We start from the raw sequence: 23,437 nt of genomic DNA, 5'->3' as shown, positions 1-23,437 counted from the left end.
TACCCAGTCAGCGACGGTGACCGCAATGCGAGCACGCCTAACCGGCCCGGCCCTCTGCCTGACCCTGCTGCTGACCGCCTGCGGCGGTGGCGGCGGCGGTAGCAGCCGCAGCGATACGACACCTCCGCCCAACCAGCCTCCGGTCGCCGCTGCCTCCGCGCCCACCACGGTGGCCGCCAACACGCGGGTGGAATTGAACGGCAGCGACAGCAGTGACAGCGATGGTTCTATCACCGGGTGGGCCTGGGAGCAGGTAGCGGGGCCGGCGCTCACCGTGGACAACGCCGACACCCCGATCGCCAGCTTCACCGCTCCGCCGGTGAGTGCGGTCACCGAATTTGCCTTTACCCTCACCGTTACCGACGACCGCGGCGCCACCGGCAGCGCCAACGTTAGCGTGCGGGTGGAACCGCCGGCCGGCAATGTCACCTTCGGCCTGTCCGGCAACATCCTTACCTCACCCAGCCAGATAGTGGACGGCGACGTCAACGACCCCGCCACCCGCTATGTTGCCAATGACAGCCTGGGCACCGCCCAGCGGGTGGACAACCCCGTCACCCTGGGTGGCTACGTCAACCAGCCCGGCGCCGGCGCCGAGGGTCGCTCCTTCGCCGGCGGCGATATCGACGACTACTTCAGCGTGGATCTGCTGGCCGGACAAAGTATCAGCCTGCTGGTGGCCGACAGTCTGGAAACCGGGGGCGACGCCGATCTCTACCTGTTCGACAGCCGGGGCGAAATCGTCGCCTTCTCGGTGGAAACCGGCAACATGGAGCAGGTCACAGTGCCGGAAGATGGCAGCTATACCGTCAATGTCTTCGCCTTCGAGGGCGCCACCAACTACATTCTCGCCATTGGCGACCCGGGGAATCCCAGCGCCGCGAGTGCGCCGGACTTTGTGCCCGGCGAGACCATCATCAGCTTTACCGACGAGGCGGACCGCGAACAGGGGCCTGCCCTCGACAGCGACGGCCTGGCCTGGCAAATGGGCCTGCGGCAGCAGGCGGGCGACGTGGGGCGGCCGCGCCTGCTGGCCATGCAGGAGGCGGCGACCAGCCTGCAGCAAATGGTCGGCACCGCCGCGGGCCGCGCCGGGCAGTTTGCCGGCACCGATATGAAAGAGCGCTGGCAGACCCTGGTGGCCATCAAGCTGCTGCGCAAGAGCCCGGGTATTGCCGCCATCAGTCCCAACTACCGCCCGCAGCCACAGCTCACCACCAACGACCCCGCCCTGCCCTTTCAATGGCACTACCCGCTGATTCAGCTGCCCGCCGCCTGGGACATCACTACCGGCAGCGCCAACGTCACCGTGGCCGTAGTGGACTCAGGCATTCTGCGCAACCACCCGGATTTCGCCGGCCAGTTGCTACCCGGGTACGACTTTATCCGCGACCCGGAGCGCGCCGGTGACGGCAACAGTATCGACAACAACCCCGAGGACCCGGGCAGCGGCCGGGAAACCGGCAGCAGCTATCACGGCAGCCACGTGGCCGGCACCGTGGCCGCCACCGGCAACAACAGCGTCGGCGGCGCCGGCGCCGCCTTCGGTGTGCGCCTGATGCCGCTGCGAGCCCTGTCGGAAAGCGGCGGCACCAGTTACGACGTGCTACAGGCCGTGCGCTATGCCGCGGGGCTCGACAACGACTCCGGCACACTGCCCGGGCGCCCTGCCGACATCATCAACCTCAGCCTCGGCGGCGAAGGTTTCAGCGGCATCGCCGAGAACCTCTATCGCCAGGTGCGCAGCGCCGGCATTGTGGTGGTCGCCGCCGCCGGTAACGAAGCCAGCAGCTTCCCATCCTATCCCGCAGCCTACGATGCAGTGCTGTCGGTGAGCGCGGTGGACGCCCGCCGCCAACTGGCCAGTTACAGCAACCGCGGCCCCCTGATCGACCTGGCCGGACCGGGCGGCGACAGCAGCCAGGATGTGGGGGGCGACGGCTATCCCGACGGCGTCCTCAGCAACGGCGCCGTGGGCAGCGGCGGCGATCGCGAGTTTGCCTACACCTTCCTCAACGGCACCTCCATGGCCGCCCCCCATGTCAGTGCGGTCATTGCACTGATGAAATCGGTCAACCCCGAGCTCAGCCCCGCCGCTATCGAGCAATTGCTGCGCGATGGCCGCCTGACCGACGACCTCGGCCCGCCGGGGCGGGACGACAGCTACGGCTACGGCCTGATCAATGCCTACCGGGCCGTCACAGCTGCCATGGAAGCGGGCGGCGGCAGCCCGGTCGGCAGCTCCCTGTTGAGCGCCTCGGCCACCGCCTTCAGCTTCGGCAGCAGCCTGGAGCAACTGGACCTGACCCTGGAAGCCAGTGGCAGCGACACCGTGCAGATTCTGGGACTCGACAGCTCCGAACCCTGGCTCACTATTGTGCCAGTGCAGGTCGCAGCAGGCGGCCTCGGCGACTACCGCCTGCAGGTCGACCGCAACGGCCTCGACACCGGCATCTACAGCGGCACGGTCACCATCCGCTCCAGCGCCAACGCCCTGCAGTTGCGGGTGCAGATGGCTGTGGGGGACGGCAGCAGCAGCGACAGCGATCTCGGCACGCTCTACCTGCTGCTCTACCACCCGGACTCAGACGCGGTGGTCGACCAGGCGGTGCTGCAGTCAGTGAATGGCGGCTATCGCTATCGCTTTGACAGGGTGAGCGCCGGCCGCTACCAGATCTACGCCGGCACCGATGCCGACAACGACTTTATGATCTGCGATGCAGGGGAGGCCTGCGGTGCCTGGCTGACCTACGGGCAACCTGCCGAGGTAGTGCTGGACCGCGATCTGGAGAACATCGATTTTCCGGTGGACTTCCTGGTCTACCTGCCCGGGATGCAATCGCTTGAGGATGCCGACAGCAGCCCCGCCTACCAGCGGCGAACGCCCTGACATCGGCCGGTAGCGATGCGGCCAGGGCTCAGCTGGCGTCCCCTGCGGGCGCCGGCATGGTCATGCCGGGGGCACTGAGACGCGCAAATACCCAGCCGCCCACCGCCCCCGCAAGACACTGGCCAGCCAGGCCCACAGCAGTGCGCGCCACCGCAACCACAGTGATCTGCAGCGCCAGGTTCAACACCAGATGCAGCACCAGCACCCCCACCGCCCCGGCCAGCGGGTACCAGAAGGTGCGTCCACCGCCGGCCAGTCTGGCCACCTGCGCCGCCGCGGCAAAGGCCAGCACAAAGGTCACCGCCAGCAACACAAGATAGGAACTGCTCATACCCAGCATATCGTGCCAGGTGGACTGTATCTGAACGGTGCTGGGTACCGCCACGCCCATGTCGCGCAGACTGTCCATAACCGACGCGGTGGCCAGGGCGACCGCCAGCAGGTAGGTCAGAATCAGAGCCGGAAAAAACGCCTTCAATACGCGCAGCATGTGGATTCTCCCCTGAAGTTCAGGCCTATAATGGCGCGAAGCTCACCGCGGGGGAAGTCCATGACAAAACGGAGACTGTGGCAGATTGGCGTCGCACTGGCGCTCAGCATCGGCAGCGCTTTCACAGCGGCGGCGGAGTATCGCCTGCAAACGCTCAGCGAGGGTCTCGCCCATCCCTGGTCGGTCACCCAGTTACCCGGGGGTGATTTCCTGGTGACCGAGCGCGGCGGGCGCCTGCTGCGCATTCCTGCCAATGGCGGCAACGGCCGTGCACTGGCGGGACTTCCCCCCACCTATGTCGCTGGGCAGGGCGGTTACTTCGACGTGCGTCTGCACCCGGATTTCGCCAGCAACCGGCTGGTCTACCTGTCCTTTGCCGAGGGCACTCCCGCAGACAACGGTACCGCCGTAATACGCGGCACCCTGGCCGAGGGGAAACTTGAACAGGTGGAAACCGTACTGCAGGTGAAGGATCGCAAGGACACTCCCCAGCACTACGCCGGCCGCCTGCTGTTCCTGCCGGACAAGAGTCTGCTGGTGACCACCGGCGACGGCTTTGACTACCGCGAACAGGCCCAGAATCCGGACAGTGAGCTGGGCAAGGTGTTGCGTATTGCCGCTGACGGCAGTGTGCCGACGGACAACCCGCAACTGAGCCGCGAACGCCCCCGCGTGTGGTCGATGGGCCATCGCAATGCCCAGGGGCTGGCACTGGATGCAGACAGCGGCGCCATCTACCTGCATGAACACGGCCCGCGCGGTGGCGATGAACTGAACCGCCTGCAGGCCGGAAAGAATTACGGCTGGCCCGCCATCACCTACGGTGTGGACTACAGCGGCGCCCATGTCAGCCCCTACACCCAGCTACCGGGCATGGAGCAACCACTGCACTACTGGGTACCGAGCATCGCCCCTTCCGGCATGGCATGGTACGGCGGTTCCCGTTTCCCTGACTGGCGGGGTGACCTTTTCATCGGCGCACTGGTCGACAAAGAGGTGAGACACCTGGAGATGGAGAATGGCAGCGTGGTTGCAGAGACCCCACTGTTCTCCGAACTGGGAGAGCGCATTCGCGATGTGTACGCAGCGCCGGACGGCTATCTCTACCTGCTGACGGACAGTGAAACAGGCAAGCTGGTGAGGGTGCTCCCGGCCGGCGAAGAACCCTAGCGGCAGCGCTCCGGCGCAACCCCGGTCACCCGGGGCTATTTACGCCGGTGTCGCTCAGGCGCTTTTCTTCGGTGCAGCCTTCTTGCGCGGCGCCTTCTTGACCGCCGCGACTTTGCGTTTGGCCGGCGCCTTCTTCACTTTCGCTTTTCCGGCGGCCGGTTTTTTAGCCGCGGCCTTCCTTTTTGCGACGGCTTTCTTTTTCGCCGCTGCTTTTTTCTTCGCTGCAGGCTTTTGCTTCACCGGAGACCTTTTCGCGCGCAGCTTAGCCTGCTGCCGCGCCGCCTTTTCCACCAGGGCCGCCGCCCGCTCCGCAGCCTGGGCCTTGCGTGTTTCCATCGCGGCGTCGGCCTGCATCGGCATCAACTTCTCGGCGGAGTCGTAGGCGGCTTTGGCGATGCTCGCGACCGAGTCGGCCAGCTCCTGCACCTGTTTCATCAGCTGTTCGACTTTCTTCTGGTTGGCAACAGACGTTTTGCTGCGCAGTGCCGTCCGCGCTTTCTTCAAGCGAGCGTTAGCGCTGGTCTGCTTTTTACGTGCAGCGGCGAGCTCCTTTTTTGCCCTGGCGTGAGCCTTCTCGGTCTCCGCCAGCAGTTTCTTCCGCAGTTCCTCAACTTTTTTATTGGCCTGCTCGGCCATTTTGGTGGCCTGGGCCAGCTCTTTTTCCAGCATGCGCTGTGTACTCCCTGATGTGATGGGTACCGCAGGGAAAGTGTAGGCCTATTTTGCAGACTTGTAACGCGGCACAAATGCCGTGTGGAAGGCGTTGTGAATGAGTGGAGGAATAGTGGCCCCGGCAGTGCCGGGGCCGAAGGGCGTTACTTTTTCAGGTTCAACATGTACTCAGCCGCCGCCTGCAACGTCTCTGCATCGAGGTGGGACTGCGGCGGCATCTCGGGATAGTCGTCGCGCTTCTTCACCGGGTTGGCGGCGTAGGCGGCGATACCTTCCGGGTTATCCATGTACAGCGCCTGGATAATCTGGGTGGGCGGTCCAATCATGCGCGAATTGTAGGCGTGGCAGCCGGCACAAATGCCGTAGTAGGCCAGCTTGCCGGTCTCCATGTGCTCCTTGTTTCGCGGCGGCACTCGCTCGGGCAAGGTGTAGCTCGCCACGTTCATGGTGGTGTCAAATTCGCACTCGCTGTATTTGCCAAGGCCGATGGTGCGGAAGCGCTCCTTGTTGAGAATGCAGCCGTCGTCCATGCCCACCGTGTCGACGATGTCCGGGCCAGTGGTTTCCAGCATCGCGGCCAGGATGGCGCGCACCGCCGGCGCGGGATTCTCACCGTTGGAGTGCATGATGTTGTTGAGGATCACCGGGCGGTTGGGGTTGGGATCCGACTCCGGATCGTTGGCAGCACTGCTCGCCAGATCAAAGTTGGTGAAAGTGATACCCATGGATTCATTGCCGGAGATGATGTTGCCCTCAATCACCACATCGTCACAGGCCATGATCAACATGCCGGTGCCCTGGGGGATGTTCGACACCAGCGACCCGGGGATGGCGAAGTTCTCGTGGTTGTTGTTGACCACGAAGTTGTTGCGGATGATCACGTCGCCACAGGTCTTGATCGGCAAACCGGGGGTAATAAAGGCCAGGATGCCGCCGGTGTTGTTGTAGACGTAGTTGTTCTCCACCAGTGCCTTGCGGCTGTTTTCGATCTCGATGCCGGCAACGCTCTCGAACACCTCGTTGTGCACCACGTCGACGTTGTCGGACATGCCGACATAGATGGCGGCGTCTTCGATGCCCGACAGGATGTTGTGGGACACGATGCCGTTCTTGCCGAGCTGGGGAAAAATACCGTAGACGCCTGTGTCCACCACGATGTTGTTGCGGATGATGAAGTTGTTGCCCGCCTGGCCCATCACCCCGTTACCCTTGTAGTGGGTGATGTAGAAGTTCTCCACGGTAACGCCGTTGCCGGAGTAGAGAATGGCGTCATTGCGCACGCCCTCGCCTTCCATCACCGGGTACTTGCCCTTTTCGATCACGCCGGACAGGGTGATGTTGTCCTTGTCGATGTAGACCGTTTCCTTGTAGGTGCCGGGCATGACCTTGATCACCGCACCGGGGCTGGCCGCCGCCACGGCGTCCTGGATGGACTCGCCATCCTTCACCACAATCAGTTCGCCGGAAGTAGGCGTCTGCCAGCTACGCACATGGTCGACCTCGCCTGCGGCACTCACTTCCTCGGCGCCACCGGATGAAAAGGCCGACTTGGGTTCACTGTCCACCTTGATGACCGTGGGCTCCGGCGCCCGCGATTGCCCCAGGTAGAAACCACCCGCCGCCAGTGCGAGGGCCCCCACTGCAAGAACCAGCTTATTCATTGTTGTGATCTCCACTTGCCAGCTCGCCCCCGCGAGCCTGGTTACGGTGAACGGGCGCCAGTCCAGAGGGTAATAACTCCGGCTCCCGCGGTTTGAAACTTTCATCGGTCAGGGTCTTCATGAAATCCACCAGCCGGTCCAGTTCCTCGTCGCTGAGGTTAGGCTCCCAGATATGCCAGTGGATTTTCAGGTCTTCGCCTTCGGGCACGGCGTGGCCACGGCCCAGGGTGTAAAACTCGGCGGCTTCCTTGAGCGTGGCAAAGCGCCCCGAGTGCATGTAGGGCGCGGTCAGTTCGATATTGCGCAGCGAGGGCACCTTGAAGCCGCCGCGCTGGGTCGGGTCGCTGATGACACCGGCACCGGGATCGAAGGGCATCCCCTCCGGCTCCGGCGTGCCCAGCACCGCCACCTGCTGGTTGGTAAACAGCGGCGGCGTGTGGCATTCCGCGCAGCGCGCAACGAAGGAGCGGAAGATGTTCAATCCCTCTTTTTCGTTGGCGGTAAGAGCGTCGGCGTAGCCGTGGGCGTACTGGTCGTAGCGGCTGTTGAGGGACACCAGGGAGCTCTCGAAGGCGGCCAGGGCCGCATAGATCTGCTCCAGCGTGATGTCATCGGCCGCCAGCTGACCGCCGGCAAAGGCCTCGGCGAACAGGCGGCGATACTCCCTGTTCGCGTTCAGGTCCGCCAGGAGCTTGGCCGGGTTGTTGGCCATTTCCTGGGGGTGATAGAGAGGGCCCTGCACCTGCTCTTCCAGCGTAGAGGCGCGGGCATCCCAGAAAAAGCTCTGCAGGAAGGCGGAGTTCCACAGGCTGGGCGCCGAGCGCGTCAGCTGTTCGCCGTTGTGCCCCACGCTGCGGCCGAGGCCATCGGCAAAGCCCTTGTCCGGCTGGTGGCAGCTGGCACAGGACTGCTTGCCATCCAGTGACAACAGCGGATCAAAAAACAGGTAGCGCCCGAGATCGATCTGCTGTGGCGAAAAGCCGTCGCGGTAGCTGGGCAGACCGGTTTTCAGGCCGCCGACCCCGGCGTCCTGCAGGGACGGATACATCTGGTACAGGCTGCGCAGCTCACAGTGACCGGCGTCCAGCTCAAAACCCGGCGGGCAGTCCGGGTTGAGCTGGATGCGCGGACTGGCCGCCGCGCTGATCGCGGCCAGCAACAGGGCCAGGCCAGTGAATGCGCGCCGCAGGTTCATTGGCTGCCGCTGGCCTGACCGTGGATGAAGGCCACCACATCTTTCAGGGCCTGCTCCGATGGCAGTACTGCCGCCATCGCCCGCATCTGGCGGCCGGTGCGGTCCCCGTCCACGGCGCCGCGACTGCCGTCGCGGAAGGCCTTCAGCTGGGCCAGCAAGTACCAGTCATCGGTACCGGCGAGCCCCGGGGAGTTCAGCGCCACGTTGCCGGCAGCGGTGGGACCGTGGCAGGCGCCGCAGAACTGGTTGTAGTAGTCGGCCCCCAGCGCGGCATCCCCCTCCACGGTAGCGGCCGGCGCGGGGCTGTCCAGTGAGGCGATATAGGCGGCGACATCCAGCAGCGCCTGCTGGTCCGGCAGGGTGGCGGCCATCGGCGCCATCTGCTTCGCCGCCATGGTGGCACCTTCGCCACCGCGCTGCCCGTTGCGAAACTTTTCCAGCTGGGCAATCACGTAAACTTCACGCAGGTGATTCAGGCGCGGTGCATTAAGGGCTGCATTGCCAGCGGCATCAGCGCCATGGCAGGCGGCGCAGGTAGCGTACAGCCCCTTACCGCGCTCCAGGTCGGCCTCGGCCCGGGCCGGGCCTGTTGCAATGGCCAACATGCCCAACAGACTCAGAATGAGCAGGCGCATGGTGTTCTCCTTTTCTCTTAATTGGTACTTTCGTACCACCTATGGGCAGCATCATACCACTGTCGATGAAACGTAGCTGAATTTCTGTACAAAGGTTGCCTTACCCATTTGCGTCACCGACGGCGCCAGCCGGGGAGCGACAAAGCGCGAAGCCTGCGCTAGACTCGAACGAGACGGGGCCCGCGGCCTCGACACCGAATAACTTTACTCTGTTTCGTCATCTTCTAGACCGGGGAGTCCAGATGGAATACAACCCAGAGGTACACAGCATCAAGTGCCCCAAGTGCGGGCACGGCATGGAGGAAGTCGGCTACGGCGGCGTGATGATCGACCGCTGCACCAGCTGCATGGGACTTTGGTTCGACACCGGTGAAGCCGACGCCTTGAAGAAGAAGTGGATGGGGGATGCCCTGGATACCGGCAAGGCGGACGAGGGCAAGAAATGGGATACGGTGGAGGATATCGCCTGCCCCCGCTGCGGTCGCGACATGGACAAGGCGGCCGATCCCAAGCAGACCCACATCTGGTACGAGGTCTGCGGCGAGCACGGCATGTTCATGGATGCCGGCGAATTCACCGACTACAAGCACGAGACCCTGGCGGACCGCTTCCGCAGCCTGATCAAGGGTTCGCGCTGAGGCCAGCCGCGCTGAAGCCAGCCGCACTGAGGCCAGCCGCGCTGACATCAGCAGCGGATGGCCGCCCGGCTATCCGCTCTTTCGCCACCAGCGGTATCTTCCGACCCGCCGTCGTTAAGACTGCGTTCAGTTCCCGCGCGCAGCATGGCGGCCACCATGAGCGAATACCATAACAACAAAGCCCGCAGAGCGGGCGCAGCTCCTCGCCCGACATGACCGACCTCCGCACCCGTATGTTCTATGGCAGCGGTGGCGCCGTGTACGCGGCCAAGGAATCCGCCTACGCCATGTTCATCCTGCTGTTCTACACACAGGTGCTGGGCATGGGCGGCACGGTGACCGGCGTCATCATCGCCGTCAGCCTGGTGTGGGACAGCATTTCCGACCCCCTGGTGGGCTCCCTGTCGGATCGCCTGCGCAGCCGCTGGGGCCGGCGCCACCCCTTTATGGCCCTGAGCGTGCTGCCCCTCGGCATCGGCTTTATCGGCCTTTTCAGTCCGCCGCAGGCCGTGGTAACTCAGCCTGCCCTGCTCGCCGCCTGGCTGCTGTTCTGGTCCCTGTGGACCCGTACCTTCGTCACGACTTTTTCCATCCCCCACCTGGCCCTGTCGGCGGAGATTACCGACGACTACCACCAGCGCAGCCAGGTGCTGGGGGCGCGACTGGCCTTCATGTTCCTGTTCTCGGTGCTGCTGCCCGCGGCCGGACTGCTGCTGATTTTCCCCACGGTGGACGGCGAGGACGGCCGCTTCGTCGCCGCCAACTACCCTGCCTACGGCGCACTCAGCTGTGCAGTGGCCTGGCTCGCCGCCTGCGCCACCCTGCTCGGCACCCGGGCCCATATCCGCTCCACCCGGGATGCGCCGGTCCCACGCGGGGGCGGGCGGGTCCTCACCGCCCTCACCCGCGACCTGCTGCGCACCCTGGAAAATCGCAACTTCCGCCGGGTCATCACCTACGAATTCGCCTGCATGACCGCCTATGGCGTGATCATCAGCCTCAATATGCTGGTGTGGACCTACCTCTGGGAGTTCTCACCGGAGGAGTCTTCGGTGGTGCTGTCGCTACCCAGCCTGCTGGCCGTCACCCTGGTGATGCTGACCCTGGGCCCGCTGGGGCGTCGCTTTCCCAAACACCGGCTGATGCAGTTCGGCCTGGTGGGCATGGTCCTCAATTGCCTCTGGCTCTACCCGATGAAGCTCGCCGGCCTGCTGCCTGACAACAACGGTACCCTGGTATTCGCCCTCAACTTCCTGTTCATGCTCATCTTCATGTACTGCTTTCTGCTGCGCAGTATCTGCACCCAGTCGGTCATCGCTGATATCACCGACGAGCACGAGCTGTCCCACGGCCTGCGCCAGGAAGGGGGGTTCTTTTCCATGATCAACCTGATCAACAAATCCGCCACCGTAATCGGACCGCTTTACGCCGGCCTGGCGCTGGACGTGATAGGCCTGCGCTCCGGCCTGCTGCCTGGCAACGTGCCCGAACCCACCCTGGACGGCCTGATCTACGCCCTGGGGCTCGGCGTGATACCTCCGCTGCTGGTGTCACTGGCCCTGGCAATGAAGATCAGCATGAGTGAAGAGCAGGTCAATACCGTACAGGCCGCCCTGCGGCAGCGACGGGAACAGGGCGGGACGATCACGCCTTGATACGCGCTCGAAGGCGCTCTATCGGGCGCTCCAGCAGCACGGTAACCCCCCAGGAAGTGGCAAGTACCAGCGGCGTGGCGATGATCAAAAGCGCATTGCCAGGTCGCTCCAGAGTCAGCCCGGCATAGCCAAACAGGACTATTGCCAGCAGGCCAATCTGATAGTGCATGAGGTAGACAGGATAGCTGAAGTCCCCCAGCCACTTGTCGGCAGAACGGGAAATCCACGGCAATTCCCGGCAGTCGAACAACAGTGCGACCATGGCGGCGCACAGCAGGAAGTTGACATAGAAGTGCGCCTTGGCCGAGCCGCCGGCAACCTGCCCGAACAGCCAGTTGAACAGGATGCCTGCGCCAAGGCCCGCAAGCACACAGGCAAAGCGCCAGCGCGAAAGGCGCCCGGTAAGCCGGGAAATATCCGCGCTGTAGTGAAAAATAAGCGCGCCAGTGGCAAAGGGCAGGGACGCCGCCGGTATCGAGAAATACCAGTGGTCACTATCCATTTGCAGCACCGCGACGTTGACATGATGCAGCACACTGACGGCAAACCAGCACCAGCTGGTGAACGGACTTCGCGAAGCCCCCAGCGCAATCAGCGCATAGAAGAATAGCTCAACCGTCAGCGCCCATGCCGGTGGCGTCAGCCGCGGACTCTCCATCTGAGGAAAATACAGCAGGAGGTTTCTGGCCCACTGCGCAGCGCCCTCCGGGCGATAGATGGCGTGGTGGTAACTGGCTGTGAACTCATTGCCGAGCAGGGCGATCAGGGCGAGGGAAAGGCCAATCGATACCCAGTACACCGGGAATATGCGCAGGAAACGATTGAGGCCATAGCGCAACACCCCGTCCCCCGAGTACCCGTAGCGCCGCTGCATGATCAGGGTCATGAGATAGCCGCTAAGGCAGTAAAAGCCAAACACAGCGTATGAGCCCAGGCCGGGGTATCCTCCCAGGTGGGTTGCCACAACCAGCAGCGCCAGAAATGTTCGATATGTGCCGAACAAGCTCGTTCCCCATCCATGCGTACGCGGGCAATGGGTGCCAGCGCCGGATTGTCCGTTGTGGCGGCAACGGGCCCGTCCCAGAGCATAGACGGCCTGGACGCGATCTTACAACTCTCGCTCAGACGGTGGCTTGCCCGCCCGAACCGCTCTGGGTCACAATGCCCGCCCCCTGTAACGCCGGGGCTATTCCATTGGCGAACCCGCGAGCAACTCCATGAGCGAGCGCACCGACGATATCCGCATCAGCCGCGCCCAGCCGCTGATCACCCCCTGGATTCTGCAGGAGGAACTGCCCCTGCCCGAGCCCGAGGCCGCTGCCATAGCCCGCGCACGGCGCGACATTGCCGCGGTACTGGCGGGTGACGATCCGCGCCTGCTGGTGATTGCCGGCCCCTGCTCAGTACACGATCCGGCGGCCCTGCTGGACTACGCTGCCCGCTTCCAGGCCATCTGCGAGCCTCACGGGGACGCCCTGTTGCCGGTGCTGCGGGTGTACTTCGAGAAGCCGCGCACCGTGATTGGCTGGAAGGGCCTGATCAACGACCCGGACCTGGACGACAGCTTCCGCATCAACAAGGGCCTGCACCTGGCGCGGCGGGTGCTGCTGGATGTCGCTGCCCTGGGCCTGCCGGCGGCCAGCGAGTTCCTCGATACCACCTTCGGCCAGTACTACGCCGACCTGGTCAGCTTCGGCGCCATCGGCGCTCGCACCGTGGAGAGTCAGGTGCACCGCGAACTGGCCTCGGGCCTGTCCATGCCGGTGGGTTTCAAGAACGGCACCAGCGGCAAGATCGGCGTCGCCATCGACGCCATCCGCAGCGCCAGCCACAGCCACTGGTTCCCCTCACTCACCAAGGAGGGCACCCCGGCGGTGCTGCAGTCCAGCGGCAATCCCCACTGCCACCTGATCCTCCGCGGCGGCAGTGATACCGGCCCCAACTACCACCCCGAGGCGGTGCAAGCCGCCGCCGAAGCGCTGGCGAAGCAGGGCCTGCCGGCCTCGGTCATCGTGGATTGCAGCCACGGCAACAGCGAGAAAGACCCGGCGCGGCAGGCGCAGGTAGTCTCCAGCCTGTGTGACCAGATGGAGCAGGGCCAGGGGGCGATTCGCGGGGTGATGCTGGAAAGCCACCTGGTGGGCGGCAACCAGCCGATGGCGGCCCCGGCAGCCCTGGCCTATGGCCAGAGCATTACCGATGCCTGTTTGAGCCTGGAGGACACCGCGCCGCTGCTGCAACAGCTGGCGGCGGCGGTGCGGCGCAGCGCCTGACCTACCAGGTGTAACCGATGCGGAAGCGGTAGGTCTGGTCGAGTTTCTCCACCTCCGGCGGCAAGCCGCTGTCGTATTCCAGCAGCACCTCGGCCGCGGCCTCGATGGAGAACATCAGCGGGAAGGCGAGGCCGAAGGTGGTGTTCATGATCAGGTCTCCGGCATCGTCGAGGTTGAGAATGCCGTTGTGATCCAGGTACAGGCGTGAATCGCCACCGAGGATGTTGGAACTGGCATTCACCGTCCAGTTGGCACCGGGGTATTCCTTGTCGTCGGCGACGATGAAGTCCTCGTTGACGTAGACCGCACCGACCTCGGCGGAGAGGGTCAGCACCGGCTCCTCGTAGAACTGGTGACCGAGGTAGGGGCCGATGTAGTAGCGCAGGTCCAGGTCGGCGAACTTGTCCGATTCCGCTGCCGCTGTGAGGCCGGTATACCAGGTGGGGTCCTCCAGGAAGTAGTCGTACTTGGCGGTGGCGTTCCAGTTTTCCGCGTTCTTGACGCCGTTGGCCTCGTCCACCTCACCGTTCAGCTTGGTGGTGAAACGGTCGCGCAGGCTGCGCCAGACGGACTCGACCCGGTAGTCGAACTCCTCGGTATCGGTGTTGCCGTCCTCGATGGTCAGGGCCGCGCTGACCAGGCCTTTCCAGCGGTAGCCCTGGCCCAGCTCCCAGGGCTCCGGGTTCATCACCGCGAGATCCGCCAGCGGGTAGCTCTGGGTCACCAGCGTTGCGGGAAGGACCAGTTCGCTGTCGGCCACCACGATGGGCTGGTCTTCCACCACAGTGCCATCTTCCAGTTTCATCACTACGGGCGTCTGGGTACGCATGGAGGCGATCTTGTCCTGGGCGATGCTCAGGGTACCGGCGAACTCGGTTTCCACGGTGACCACACCGTCGCGGGTGGCAGTGACGGTGCCGAGAATGCGCGAGCCGTTCTGCAGAACGATCTCGTCGGGTGAGGTGTTGCTGTCTTCGGCAACGGCACCGGCGATATGCAGTGCCAACAGGCCGGCGGCGCAGAGGCTGCGGCGGAATCGAATCGGAGACATAGTGCTGTCCTGTGTTTACCCTACCAGTGCGCCCGGCCAGCCACTGCGCCGTTCGCTTGTTTTTTGAGCGGCGTCACCATACCGGAAAACGCCAAAAATCCCCAGCCTGCGCCGACAAAAAGCCACCGGCGCCTCACTCCAGCACGCTGACCGCGTCGCCCACCTGAACGATGCCGGCGTCGCGGTAGAGCAAATTCTGGCCGAACAGGATCTCGCGATCAAAGCGGCGGAAAGCGGCCAGGGCACGGTTGATATGGGGGTCGCGCTGCCCGCTCGCCTGGTCTATCGACGGGATAGCGCAGCGGGCGCAGGGCTTGGCGACGTCAAACTCCAGCGCCCCGATGCGTATCCGCCGCCAGCTGTCCTCGGCAAAGGGCTCGCACCCCGAGACGACAAAATTGGGGCGGAAGCGGTTCATCGGTACCGCTGGATTGCCATCGGCCCGCAGGCGGCGGTTCAGTTCGTCCAGCGAGGCGGCGGAAATCAGCAGCAGGGGAAAGCCGTCGGCAAAACCCACCGTCTCGCCGTGGCGGGCATAGGTGCCATCCACCGGCCGCTCACAGTCGTCCGGCATGTAGACCAGTCGGCAGGCCCGCCCCAGCACCCCTTCCAGCCAGTTCGCGGCCGCATCGCCGGCGTCGCGCGCGGTCAACGCATCGGACCACACCGTTACCTGACGCGGCGGCGAACCCGAGCCCGGCAGGTCCACTTCGCACTGGCTGTCACCACGGCTCAGTTGCAGGCCACCGTCAGCGCGCGGGGTTACCCGCACCAGCGCCATGGCCGGCAGCTGGCGCTGGCTGAGAAAGCCGCCCTGCTCATCCACCACCATCCAGCGCCGGTCACCGCGGGGGCCAAAGCGGTCGAGCTGTACCGCCTCCAGTGCGATGCCGGCGCAGGATTTCACCGGATAGATATTGATCTCACTCAATTGCATGCGCTTTCTCCATCGCTGCTGTATCGGTCGTGGCGCCGGGCGCGATCGTGGCCACCACCCCTTCGAGCAGGTCCTCAAGCCCGCTGTCCACCCCGTTCGCCGTCAGCCCCAGGCGCACCACCACCAGTTCCTGCCGGGGCAGCACCACCACCGCCTGTCCGCTGTTGCCGGAGGCGTAGAACAGGGAGGGTGGCAGATCGGAAAAACTGACGCCATCGGTGTTGAGCCAGAATCCGCGGCCATAACCGCCATCGGCAGACGACGAACGCGGGGTGACCGCAGCCCGCTGCCACGCCTGCGATAGCAGCGCGCTGCGTCCGTGCCAGGCATTCAGCCACAGCTGGCCAATACGCAACCAGTCGCGGCCGCTCATATAGGTATAGGAGGAGGCCACTTGCACCCCCGAGGCATCCGCCTCGGCCACCATGAACAGTTCCAGCGGCTGCGACATTTCCCGGTACAGCCAGGCGCGGTAATCGTCACCCTTCAGGGACTGCAGCCAAATCAGCGCCGCCAGGTTGGTGTCGCCGCTGGAGTAACTGAACTGCTGGCCCGGCGCGTACGCCTGCCCGGTGGCGGGTGCCGTTGCCCACGCTGCCGGGCTGCGGTACAGCATCCGTGTCGCGTCGTCGCCCGGTGCATAGGTTTCCTCGAAGTCGAGGCCGCTCTCCATATGCAGGAGGTGCCCCAGGTTCAGGTTTGCATCCACCGCGGCGGCCAGGTCGTCGCGACCCTGCCTGGACAGGGCTGCGGCGACACCGGCCTCCAGTGACAGAGCGGCCCGATCTACCTGCATGCCAATCCAGGTGGCCATCAGGCTCTTGTTCATCGACCAGCCCTGCAGGCGCGTCATCATCGTGACCGGCGAACGGTAGCGCTCGGCGACCAGGACACCGCGGTGCATCACCAGCACCGCCAGGGTGTTGCGGCCAACGGGGCCGGCAAAGGCCTGGTCCAGCACCGGACCCAATTCCCCGTCGCCGGCGGGCCCCGTCACGGCCACCAGGCGGTTGCCGGACATTTCCCCTGGCAGCGGTTGCGGCTCGCCGTGAAGCGTACAGCCCGCGCCGCTTTCGAAGTACGCCCGGCTTTCAACGCCGAGCAAGCGACTGCTGACACCGCTGTCGCTGACCCGAACCCCGGCGCGCAACAGCTCGCGCAGGGGGCCCATCATCGCCATGCGCGGCAGCACGTCCTGTTGCCACAGCAGCTCCTCGGGAAGGCGCGATACTTTCAGGCCGGAACACAGTTGTTTGGCGGTGTAGCCGGTGGCCACCTGCAGCGCCGGCCGCGCCGCCACCCAGCCCAGCGCCAGCACCACTGCCGGCACCACCATCGCGATCAGTAATTTGCGCGCCACAGCAGCTCCCCCTTAAAAGCCCCCATAATACCGGGGCGCGCGGTACAGCCCAACGCGCAAGACTGTTACACTTTTTCGCGTTTTCACTGCCCCCGGGCCCGCCCCGGACTCTGCGAGGGAGAAGCGAGATGACTGCCAAGGACTACGACCTGTTTGTGATCGGCGCCGGCTCGGGCGGTGTGCGCGCCGCGCGCATGGCGGCGGGTTTTGGCGCAAAAGTGGCCGTGGCAGAGGACCGTTACATGGGCGGCACCTGTGTCAACGTCGGTTGCGTGCCGAAAAAACTCTACGTCTACGCCTCTGAATACAGCAAGGCTTTCGAGGATGCCCGCGAGTTCGGCTGGGACAGCCAGGTGCCGGACTTCGACTGGGCCACTCTGCGCGACAACAAGCAGACCGAAATCAGCCGCCTCAATGCCATCTATGAACGGCTGCTGGAAGGCGCCGGTGTCACCTCCATCGACGGTCGCGCCCGCATCGTCGACGCCCACACCGTGGCCGTTGGCAGAAAGCAGTACAGCGCGGAAAAGATTCTCATCGCCACCGGCGGCTGGCCCCACATTCCCGACTTCCCCGGGAACCAGTACGCCATCACCTCCAACGAGGTTTTTGACCTCGACGAATTTCCCGAGCGCCTGGTCATTGTCGGCGGCGGCTATATCGCGGTGGAGTTCGCCGGCATCTTCAACGGCCTCGGCGCGCGCGTCACCCAGCTCTACCGCGGCCCCCTGTTCCTGCGCGGCTTCGATGCCGATATTCGCGCCCACGCGGCCCAGGAGATCGCCAAGACCGGCGTCGACCTGCGCTTTGAAACCAACGTGGTAGCGATCAAACGCGGTGGCGGCGCCCTGCACCTGGAGCTGACCGACGGCAGCCAGCTGCAAGCGGACTGCGTGCTCTACGCCACCGGCCGCAAGCCCCATCTCGAAGACCTCGGTCTGGAAAACGTCGATGTGCGCCTGACCAAAGACGGCGCCATCGCCGTCGATGAAGACTACTGCACCAGCGAGCCGAGCATCTTTGCAGTGGGCGATGTGACTGGCGGCATGGAACTGACGCCGGTGGCGCTGGCCGAGGGCATGTCCTTTGCCCGCCGCCAGTTCGGCAACCTGGAGCAGCAGGTGGACTACGACTTCGTCCCCACCGCGGTGTTCTGCCAGCCTAACATCGGCACCGTCGGCTTCACCGAGGACGAGGCCCGCGAACGCTTTGGCCGCTTGCGCCTGTACAAATCGACCTTCCGCCCGATGAAGCACACCATCAGCGGCCGCGAGGAAAAATCCTTTATGAAGCTGATCGTGGACGACGCCTCCGACCGGGTGGTGGGCGCCCACATGGTAGGGCCGGACGCCGGCGAGATCATGCAGGGCCTGGCCATCGCCATGCGCTGCGGCGCCACCAAGGCCCAGTTCGACAGCACCATCGGTATCCACCCCACCGCGGCGGAGGAGTTCGTCACCCTGCGCGAGGAGTGGAGCGCCGGCTGACACACCGGCGCCCGCGCGGCCACCTGCGATGATCGAAGCCCAGTCCCTCACCCGGCGCTATGGCGCGACCACGGCGGTCAACCGGATCAGCTTCCGCATTGAGCACAACGGCATCGTCGGCCTGCTCGGCCACAACGGCGCCGGCAAGTCCACGGTGATGAAAATGCTCAGCGGCTACCTGGAGCCGACCGCCGGGCTGCTTACGATGGACGGCCGCGACTACGCCCTGAGCTACCGCGAAGTGCAGCGCAGCCTGGGCTACCTGCCCGAGGCGCTGCCGCTCTACCCCGACATGCTGGTGGTTGACTACCTGGACTACGTAGCGACCTGCAAGGGCCTGCCGCGGCGCCGGGAGGCCGTGCGCGAGGCGCTGCTGGCCACCGACCTCGGCTCCCGCGCCCTGGCCCGCATCAATACCCTGTCCCGCGGGATGAAGCAGCGGGTGGGCGTGGCCCAGGCGGTGCTCGGCAAGCCGCGACTGCTGATTCTCGACGAACCGGGCAACGGCCTGGATCCGGAGCAGAACCAGCACATGCGCGACCTTATCCGGCGCCTGGCGCGGCGCGCCACGGTGATTCTGTCCACCCATATCCTGCAGGAGGTCGACGCCCTCTGCGAGCGGGTGCTGATCATGGATCGCGGCCTGCTGGCCCTGGACGCCCGCATGGCAGACCTGCGCCACAGTTGCAGCCTGCTGCTGCGGGTCAGCGCACCCTGTGAAGCTCTGCGCCACGCCCTGGAGGCACTGCCCATGATCGCCGGCATCCAGAGCCAGCCGGATCGCGGCGAGTACCTGCTGCTACTGCGCGAAGACAGCGACCCGGACGCGGCGGCCGGTGAAGTCGCGCAGGCGGTGCATGCGACAGCGGCCGGGCTGGTCGCCCTGCAGGCCCAGCGCAAGGACCTGGAAACCGTATTCCGCGAAGCCACCGGCAGCGAGGCGCCGGAGTGAGCCAGGGCGTAATACGCCGGGTCGCCGCCCGGGAACTGGGCCAGTATTTCGGCTCACCGGTGGCCTGGCTGTTTCTGGCAACCTTTGCCGCCGTCAGCCTGTTCGTATTTTTCTGGGTGGAGTCCTTCTTCGCCCGCAACGTGGCGGACCTGCGCCCGCTGTTCCAGTGGATGCCCCTGCTGCTGGCCTTCCTGTGCCCGGCCCTGACCATGCGGGCCTGGAGCGAAGAACGCAGCCAGGGCACGCTGGAGCATCTGCTGACACTGCCGGCCGGTATCGGACGTTTTGTGCTGGGCAAATTCCTGGCCGTCCTCACCCTGCTCGCCCTGGCCCTGCTGGCCACCCTGCCCCTGCCGATCACCGTGGCCCTGATCGCCGACCTCGACCCCGGGCCTGTCGCCGCCGGCTACCTCGCCACCCTGCTATTGGGCGCCGCCTACCTCGCCGCCGGCCTGCTGGTCTCCGCCTGCACCGGCAATGCCATCGTTGCCCTGCTCGGCGCCGTGGCCCTGTGCGGCGGGCTATACCTGCTGGGCAGCCCGCTGCTCACCGCCTTCTTTGACGACAGCACTGCCCATTGGCTGCGCACCCTGGGCAGCGGCGCCCGCTTCGAAAGCATCTGTCGCGGCGTACTGGACCTGCGCGACCTCTACTACTACGTATGCCTGTGCGGTGTGTTCCTGACCCTCAACGTCTACCTGCTGGAACGCAGCCGCTGGTCCACCGCCCGCAGCGGGCGCCACCGTACCTGGCATGCGGTGACCCTCCTGCTGATGGCCAACTTCCTGCTGGCGAACCTGTGGCTGGAGCGGCTGCCGCAACTGCGCCTGGATGCCACCGGGGACCAGCGCTACACCCTGTCCGATGCAACCCGGCGCTTACTCGACCGCCTGGAGCAGCCGCTGCTGCTGCGGGGCTATTTCAGCCCCCGCCAGCACCCGCAACTGGCACCGCTGGTGCCGCGGCTGCAGGACCTGATGGCCGAGTACGCCGCCGCCTCCGGCGGGCGTATCAAAGTGGAGATGATAGACCCCGCCGAGCACCCGGAACTGGAGCGCGAGGCCATTGACCGCTATGGCATGCGAGCCCGCCCCTTCCAGGTGGCCGATCGCCACCAGACGGCCCTGGTCAACGCCTGGTTCCAGATTCTCATCAACTACGGCGAGGCATTCGAAACCCTCGGCTTCAACCAGTTGGTGGAAGTGCGCACCGCGGCCAACCGGCAGGCGGAAGTGCGCCTGCGCAACCCGGAATACAACCTGACCCGCGCGTTGCGCGATGTACTGCAGCGGCAACGCGCCGGCGGCGACCCCTACGCCGGACTGGACCGGCCGGTAGAGTTGGTAGCCTACGTTTCCGACCAGGCGCTGCTGCCGCCACTGCTGGACACCTACCTGGGCTCGATCCGCGCACAACTGGAAAGCAGGGTCGCCGCCTCCGACGGCATGCTCAGCGTACGCTGGGTGGACCCCGCCGCCGACAACGGCGCCGTCGCCAGCCGCTTGCAGGAAGAGCGCGGCGTCCTGCCGATGACCATCGTGGTAGGCGACGGCGGTGAATTCTTCTTCCACCTCACACTGGAAGACGGGCACCAGGTCATCCAGTTGCCCACAGGCGACTTCGACCCGACGGCATTTGGCAGGACGCTGGACGCCGGCCTGCGCCGCTTTGCCGACAATATGACACGCACCGTCGCCCTGGCGCTGCCGCCGGTACAGGCGCGCATGGCCGAACATCACCTCGGCGCCCCCACATTCAACCAACTGGAGCGCCAGGTTGGCGAGGACTACAGCCTGCGTATGGAGCAGCTGGATGATGGCAATGTCAGCCCCGAAGCTGACATTCTCGCCGTACTGGCACCGCACCAACTGTCACCGCGGGCGGTCTACGCCATCGACCAGTTCCTGATGCGCGGCGGCACTGTCATCCTCGCCACCTCTCCCTTTACCGCCCAGATCAGCGATGGCGACATGGCCCTGCTGCCCTGGCCCAGTGGACTGCAGGACTGGCTCGCGTTCCAGGGCGTGAACATCGGCAACAGCCTGGTGATGGATCCGCAAAGCAGCCCCTTCCCGGTGCCGGTCATCCGCGAGCGCGGCGGCCAGCAGTTCCGCGATGTACACCTGCTGGATTTCCCCTATTTCCTCGATCTGCGCCCCCCGGGCCTGCACGGCGAACACCCGGTCACCGCCAGCCTGCCCCAGGCCACCATGGCCTGGGCCTCGCCCCTGCAGCTGACACCCCAGCGCGGACGCAAGCACTTAACCCTGTTGCGCAGCTCAGACCAGGCCTGGCTGTCGCGCGATCCGGACATTACCCCCGTCGTGGACCAGCGGGGCCGCACCCACTTCGAACCCGGGCCCGAGCGCGGCAGCTTCGCAGTGGGCGCGGTGCTGCGCGGCCGCTTCCACTCCTGGTACAGCGAGCAGGCGCTGCCGACCCCGGAGGCAGAGCTTGCACCCGGCGCGGCGGCACCACCGCTACCGCAGCTGCTGGAGCACTCTCCCCACTCGGCCCGGCTGGTGGTGTTCGCCTCCAATGATTTCCTCGACGACCAGATGCTCAACGCCAGCGTGGCCGCCCGCGGCACCCAGTACAGCGGTGCGCTGGAGCTGTTCATGAACACACTGGACTGGGCGCTGCAGGACGACACCCTGCTCAGCATCCGCTCGCGGGGCCAGTACAACCAGACCCTGCCGGCCATGGAACCCCGCGCCCAGCGCTTCATCGAGTACTTTAACTACGCCCTGGCGCTGGCCTGGCTGGTACTGGTCGCGGCTATCGGCTGGTTGTGCAGAGTCCTGCGCAGGCGCGCCTGGCGGCGGGAGCTGGCGCTGTGAATCGCACTGTCGCCAGCCTGTTGTTCCTGCTGCTGGTGCAGCTGACACTGACCGGCGCCCTGTACTGGCAGGGCAAGGGTTCGGTAGAGCACCGCGCCCGCTTGCTGGCGCCGGAAGAGGCACTGCGAATCGATGAAATCCATATCAGTGATGACCAGGACGGCGAAGTGGTACTGCGCCAGTCGCGCGGCCGCTGGCTGCTGCCGGAGTTGCAGGACTTGCCGGCGGACCAGTCCCGCGTCAGTCGCCTGCTGGACACCCTGTCGCGCCAGCCACAGGGTTTCCCGGTGGCCAGCTCCGCCGCCGCCCGCCAGCGCTACCGGGTGACGTCCTACCAGTACCACCGGCGCCTGACCTTCTACCACGGCGACAACCTGCAGCAGACCGTCTATCTCGGCCGCTCACCGGCCTATCGCCGGGTCTACGCCCGCAACAGCCGCGACAACGACATCTACAACCTGCGCTACAGCCAGCACGACGCCCCGGTCAGCGCCGACGCCTGGCTGGATCGCCGTCTGTTGCAGACCGCGCCCAGCCGTATCGAAATGCAGGGCCTGGCGCTCGAGCGCGGCACCGACGGCCAGTGGCAGATGAACGGCGGACGCCAGCCCGACAGCCAGCAACTGGGCAGCCTGCTGCAACTGCTGAAGGAACTCCGGGTGACCGGCCTCGCCGACGAGGACAGTCAGCGCAGCCTGGCCGAGGACGGCATCGTCCAGCGCAGCTTTCGCCTGTGGCAGGAGGGACAAAACCACCGCCTGGACCTGCTGGCCTTCGATGGCAAACTCTATGCCCACGACAGTCGCTATCCGCCGTTTTTCAGTGTCGACCCGCGGCAGTACCTGGCGTTGCTGCAACTGGACCGGGCACGACTCACTGGCAATGCCCCCTGAGGCACGCCAGGTCTCTCGGCTAGGTAAATTCGTTACCGCTCCCGGATGAGTGTTGGCTGTGCCTTTGGCTGAATGAAAACAGGCAGGCCCTGCGTGCGTCTGGCGATGGCAATCTGTGCTCAGGCTATCCAGCATCGATGGTAGTGGCTCTGTCGAGGCAAGCACCGACCAATCGGCAGGTTTCGCGACAAAGCGGAAGTTTCGCAGGATTGAGCAGAGGAAATTGCACCATTGCATTGCCCCGTTTTGTCTCTTGCATAAGTACGGCATTGCCGTATTAGTTGGCACCATGATAATCATCGAAACCAGTGCCTTCACCAAGCTCCTTCCGGCTTATCTTTCGGATGATGAGCATCGGGCTTTGCAGAGCGATCTACAGTAAATCGGAGCAGGCCACGATTCCCGGTCATATCCTGAAGAAAATCGCTGAGGCAATTAATCATGACTAAACGCGACATCGGTGCTGAGATCCTGGATGGTATTAAAGAAATCCAGCAGCACAAAAAGGGGATGTAATCCCCCCAAAAAATAATCGAGGTTTTGAGTAGAGACTTCTACAATGATCGCAGAAGGAGCGATAGATGAAAAAGTCTCGATTCACCGAAAGCCAGATACTGGCGATTCTGAAGCAGCATGAA

At 64.9% G+C, this 23,437-nt stretch carries 18 protein-coding genes; 9 read left to right on the top strand and 9 right to left on the bottom strand.

Features of this window, described 5'->3' with window-relative positions; all coding sequences use genetic code 11:
• Positions 1 to 25 precede the first annotated feature (25 nt).
• Complete coding sequence (locus FVW59_RS00090) at positions 26 to 2,890, top strand: S8 family serine peptidase (RefSeq protein ID WP_148062217.1); 2,865 nt, start codon at positions 26 to 28, stop codon at positions 2,888 to 2,890.
• Positions 2,891 to 2,918: 28 nt separating this feature from the next.
• Here the strand turns inward: FVW59_RS00090 and FVW59_RS00085 are convergent, their stop codons facing one another.
• On the bottom strand, positions 2,919 to 3,380 hold the full coding sequence (locus FVW59_RS00085) for a hypothetical protein (protein WP_148062216.1): 462 nt from the start codon (positions 3,378 to 3,380) through the stop codon (positions 2,919 to 2,921).
• A 60-nt stretch (positions 3,381 to 3,440) separates the two neighbouring features.
• On the opposite strand from FVW59_RS00085, the gene FVW59_RS00080 reads away from it, so the two are divergent.
• Positions 3,441 to 4,550 (top strand): PQQ-dependent sugar dehydrogenase, encoded by a 1,110-nt coding sequence (locus tag FVW59_RS00080; protein ID WP_148062215.1) that lies wholly within the window; start codon positions 3,441 to 3,443, stop codon positions 4,548 to 4,550.
• Between the two features lie 54 nt (positions 4,551 to 4,604).
• On the opposite strand, the gene FVW59_RS19530 is transcribed toward FVW59_RS00080, so the two are convergent.
• The 4 genes from FVW59_RS19530 to FVW59_RS00060 all read right to left on the bottom strand — a co-directional run bounded on the left by FVW59_RS19530 (position 4,605) and on the right by FVW59_RS00060 (position 8,713).
• Positions 4,605 to 5,219: a hypothetical protein gene (locus FVW59_RS19530; RefSeq protein ID WP_187275687.1), complete on the bottom strand. Its 615-nt coding sequence runs from the start codon at positions 5,217 to 5,219 to the stop codon at positions 4,605 to 4,607.
• 146 nt (positions 5,220 to 5,365) lie between these two features.
• On the bottom strand, positions 5,366 to 6,883 hold the full coding sequence (locus tag FVW59_RS00070) for a parallel beta-helix domain-containing protein (protein ID WP_148062213.1): 1,518 nt from the start codon (positions 6,881 to 6,883) through the stop codon (positions 5,366 to 5,368).
• Complete coding sequence (locus FVW59_RS00065) at positions 6,876 to 8,078, bottom strand: cytochrome-c peroxidase (protein ID WP_148062212.1); 1,203 nt, start codon at positions 8,076 to 8,078, stop codon at positions 6,876 to 6,878. Before FVW59_RS00065 ends, FVW59_RS00070 begins: the two co-directional genes overlap by 8 nt.
• Positions 8,075 to 8,713 (bottom strand): c-type cytochrome, encoded by a 639-nt coding sequence (locus FVW59_RS00060; RefSeq protein ID WP_148062211.1) that lies wholly within the window; start codon positions 8,711 to 8,713, stop codon positions 8,075 to 8,077. The genes FVW59_RS00065 and FVW59_RS00060 overlap by 4 nt, the downstream gene beginning before the upstream one ends.
• A gap of 242 nt (positions 8,714 to 8,955) precedes the next feature.
• Between FVW59_RS00060 and FVW59_RS00055 the strand changes: the two genes are divergently transcribed.
• Positions 8,956 to 9,351 (top strand): zf-TFIIB domain-containing protein, encoded by a 396-nt coding sequence (locus FVW59_RS00055; protein ID WP_148062210.1) that lies wholly within the window; start codon positions 8,956 to 8,958, stop codon positions 9,349 to 9,351.
• A gap of 212 nt (positions 9,352 to 9,563) precedes the next feature.
• A complete protein-coding gene (locus tag FVW59_RS00050; RefSeq protein ID WP_148062209.1) occupies positions 9,564 to 11,006 on the top strand; it encodes an MFS transporter in 1,443 nt (480 codons plus the stop codon).
• On the opposite strand, the gene FVW59_RS00045 is transcribed toward FVW59_RS00050, so the two are convergent.
• Positions 10,996 to 12,009 carry an acyltransferase family protein gene (locus FVW59_RS00045; RefSeq protein ID WP_281290160.1) on the bottom strand — a complete coding sequence of 338 codons (1,014 nt, stop codon included), beginning with the start codon at positions 12,007 to 12,009 and terminating at the stop codon, positions 10,996 to 10,998. The genes FVW59_RS00050 and FVW59_RS00045 overlap by 11 nt on opposite strands.
• 214 nt (positions 12,010 to 12,223) lie before the next feature.
• On the opposite strand from FVW59_RS00045, the gene FVW59_RS00040 reads away from it, so the two are divergent.
• The gene (locus FVW59_RS00040; protein ID WP_148062207.1) at positions 12,224 to 13,279 is read left to right on the top strand and encodes a 3-deoxy-7-phosphoheptulonate synthase; all 1,056 of its coding nucleotides are present in this window, start codon (positions 12,224 to 12,226) and stop codon (positions 13,277 to 13,279) included.
• A 1-nt stretch (position 13,280) separates the two neighbouring features.
• Here the strand turns inward: FVW59_RS00040 and FVW59_RS00035 are convergent, their stop codons facing one another.
• From FVW59_RS00035 to FVW59_RS00025, 3 genes are all read right to left on the bottom strand, one after another.
• Positions 13,281 to 14,330, bottom strand: coding sequence for a DUF481 domain-containing protein (locus FVW59_RS00035; protein ID WP_148062206.1), 1,050 nt, complete (start codon positions 14,328 to 14,330; stop codon positions 13,281 to 13,283).
• A 133-nt stretch (positions 14,331 to 14,463) separates the two neighbouring features.
• Positions 14,464 to 15,267, bottom strand: coding sequence for an MOSC domain-containing protein (locus FVW59_RS00030; protein WP_148062205.1), 804 nt, complete (start codon positions 15,265 to 15,267; stop codon positions 14,464 to 14,466).
• Positions 15,254 to 16,627, bottom strand: a complete 1,374-nt coding sequence (locus FVW59_RS00025) for a serine hydrolase domain-containing protein (protein WP_222711384.1) — start codon at positions 16,625 to 16,627, stop codon at positions 15,254 to 15,256. Before FVW59_RS00025 ends, FVW59_RS00030 begins: the two co-directional genes overlap by 14 nt.
• A 128-nt stretch (positions 16,628 to 16,755) precedes the next feature.
• Here FVW59_RS00025 and gorA point away from each other — a divergent pair, with 128 nt between their 5' ends.
• From gorA to FVW59_RS00005, 4 genes are read left to right on the top strand one after another with little or no spacing between them, the layout of a single operon-like run.
• The gene (gorA, locus tag FVW59_RS00020; RefSeq protein ID WP_148062204.1) at positions 16,756 to 18,114 is read left to right on the top strand and encodes a glutathione-disulfide reductase; all 1,359 of its coding nucleotides are present in this window, start codon (positions 16,756 to 16,758) and stop codon (positions 18,112 to 18,114) included.
• Positions 18,115 to 18,142: 28 nt separating this feature from the next.
• Positions 18,143 to 19,066 (top strand): ABC transporter ATP-binding protein, encoded by a 924-nt coding sequence (locus FVW59_RS00015; protein WP_148062203.1) that lies wholly within the window; start codon positions 18,143 to 18,145, stop codon positions 19,064 to 19,066.
• Complete coding sequence (locus FVW59_RS00010; protein WP_148062202.1) at positions 19,063 to 21,906, top strand: Gldg family protein; 2,844 nt, start codon at positions 19,063 to 19,065, stop codon at positions 21,904 to 21,906. The genes FVW59_RS00015 and FVW59_RS00010 overlap by 4 nt, the downstream gene beginning before the upstream one ends.
• A complete protein-coding gene (locus FVW59_RS00005; RefSeq protein ID WP_187275685.1) occupies positions 21,903 to 22,799 on the top strand; it encodes a DUF4340 domain-containing protein in 897 nt (298 codons plus the stop codon). The genes FVW59_RS00010 and FVW59_RS00005 overlap by 4 nt, the downstream gene beginning before the upstream one ends.
• Positions 22,800 to 23,437: the final 638 nt, after the last annotated feature.

The organism is Parahaliea aestuarii (genome assembly GCF_008064635.1).
Taxonomy (GTDB): Bacteria; Pseudomonadota; Gammaproteobacteria; order Pseudomonadales; family Halieaceae; genus Parahaliea; species Parahaliea aestuarii.
Note: the sequence above shows the minus strand (reverse complement) of the source record. Positions and strands in the feature narration are given on the sequence as shown.

What these genes read in the sequence shown, in the direction of transcription:
- FVW59_RS00090 (WP_148062217.1), top strand. Translation starts at nt 26, where the DNA reads ATGCGAGCACGCCTAACCGGCCCGGCCCTCTGCCTGACCCTGCTGCTG.
- FVW59_RS00085 (WP_148062216.1), bottom strand. Translation starts at nt 3,380, where the DNA reads ATGCTGCGCGTATTGAAGGCGTTTTTTCCGGCTCTGATTCTGACCTAC.
- FVW59_RS00080 (WP_148062215.1), top strand. Translation starts at nt 3,441, where the DNA reads ATGACAAAACGGAGACTGTGGCAGATTGGCGTCGCACTGGCGCTCAGC.
- FVW59_RS19530 (WP_187275687.1), bottom strand. Translation starts at nt 5,219, where the DNA reads ATGCTGGAAAAAGAGCTGGCCCAGGCCACCAAAATGGCCGAGCAGGCC.
- FVW59_RS00070 (WP_148062213.1), bottom strand. Translation starts at nt 6,883, where the DNA reads ATGAATAAGCTGGTTCTTGCAGTGGGGGCCCTCGCACTGGCGGCGGGT.
- FVW59_RS00065 (WP_148062212.1), bottom strand. Translation starts at nt 8,078, where the DNA reads ATGAACCTGCGGCGCGCATTCACTGGCCTGGCCCTGTTGCTGGCCGCG.
- FVW59_RS00060 (WP_148062211.1), bottom strand. Translation starts at nt 8,713, where the DNA reads ATGCGCCTGCTCATTCTGAGTCTGTTGGGCATGTTGGCCATTGCAACA.
- FVW59_RS00055 (WP_148062210.1), top strand. Translation starts at nt 8,956, where the DNA reads ATGGAATACAACCCAGAGGTACACAGCATCAAGTGCCCCAAGTGCGGG.
- FVW59_RS00050 (WP_148062209.1), top strand. Translation starts at nt 9,564, where the DNA reads ATGACCGACCTCCGCACCCGTATGTTCTATGGCAGCGGTGGCGCCGTG.
- FVW59_RS00040 (WP_148062207.1), top strand. Translation starts at nt 12,224, where the DNA reads ATGAGCGAGCGCACCGACGATATCCGCATCAGCCGCGCCCAGCCGCTG.
- FVW59_RS00035 (WP_148062206.1), bottom strand. Translation starts at nt 14,330, where the DNA reads ATGTCTCCGATTCGATTCCGCCGCAGCCTCTGCGCCGCCGGCCTGTTG.
- FVW59_RS00030 (WP_148062205.1), bottom strand. Translation starts at nt 15,267, where the DNA reads ATGCAATTGAGTGAGATCAATATCTATCCGGTGAAATCCTGCGCCGGC.
- gorA (WP_148062204.1), top strand. Translation starts at nt 16,756, where the DNA reads ATGACTGCCAAGGACTACGACCTGTTTGTGATCGGCGCCGGCTCGGGC.
- FVW59_RS00015 (WP_148062203.1), top strand. Translation starts at nt 18,143, where the DNA reads ATGATCGAAGCCCAGTCCCTCACCCGGCGCTATGGCGCGACCACGGCG.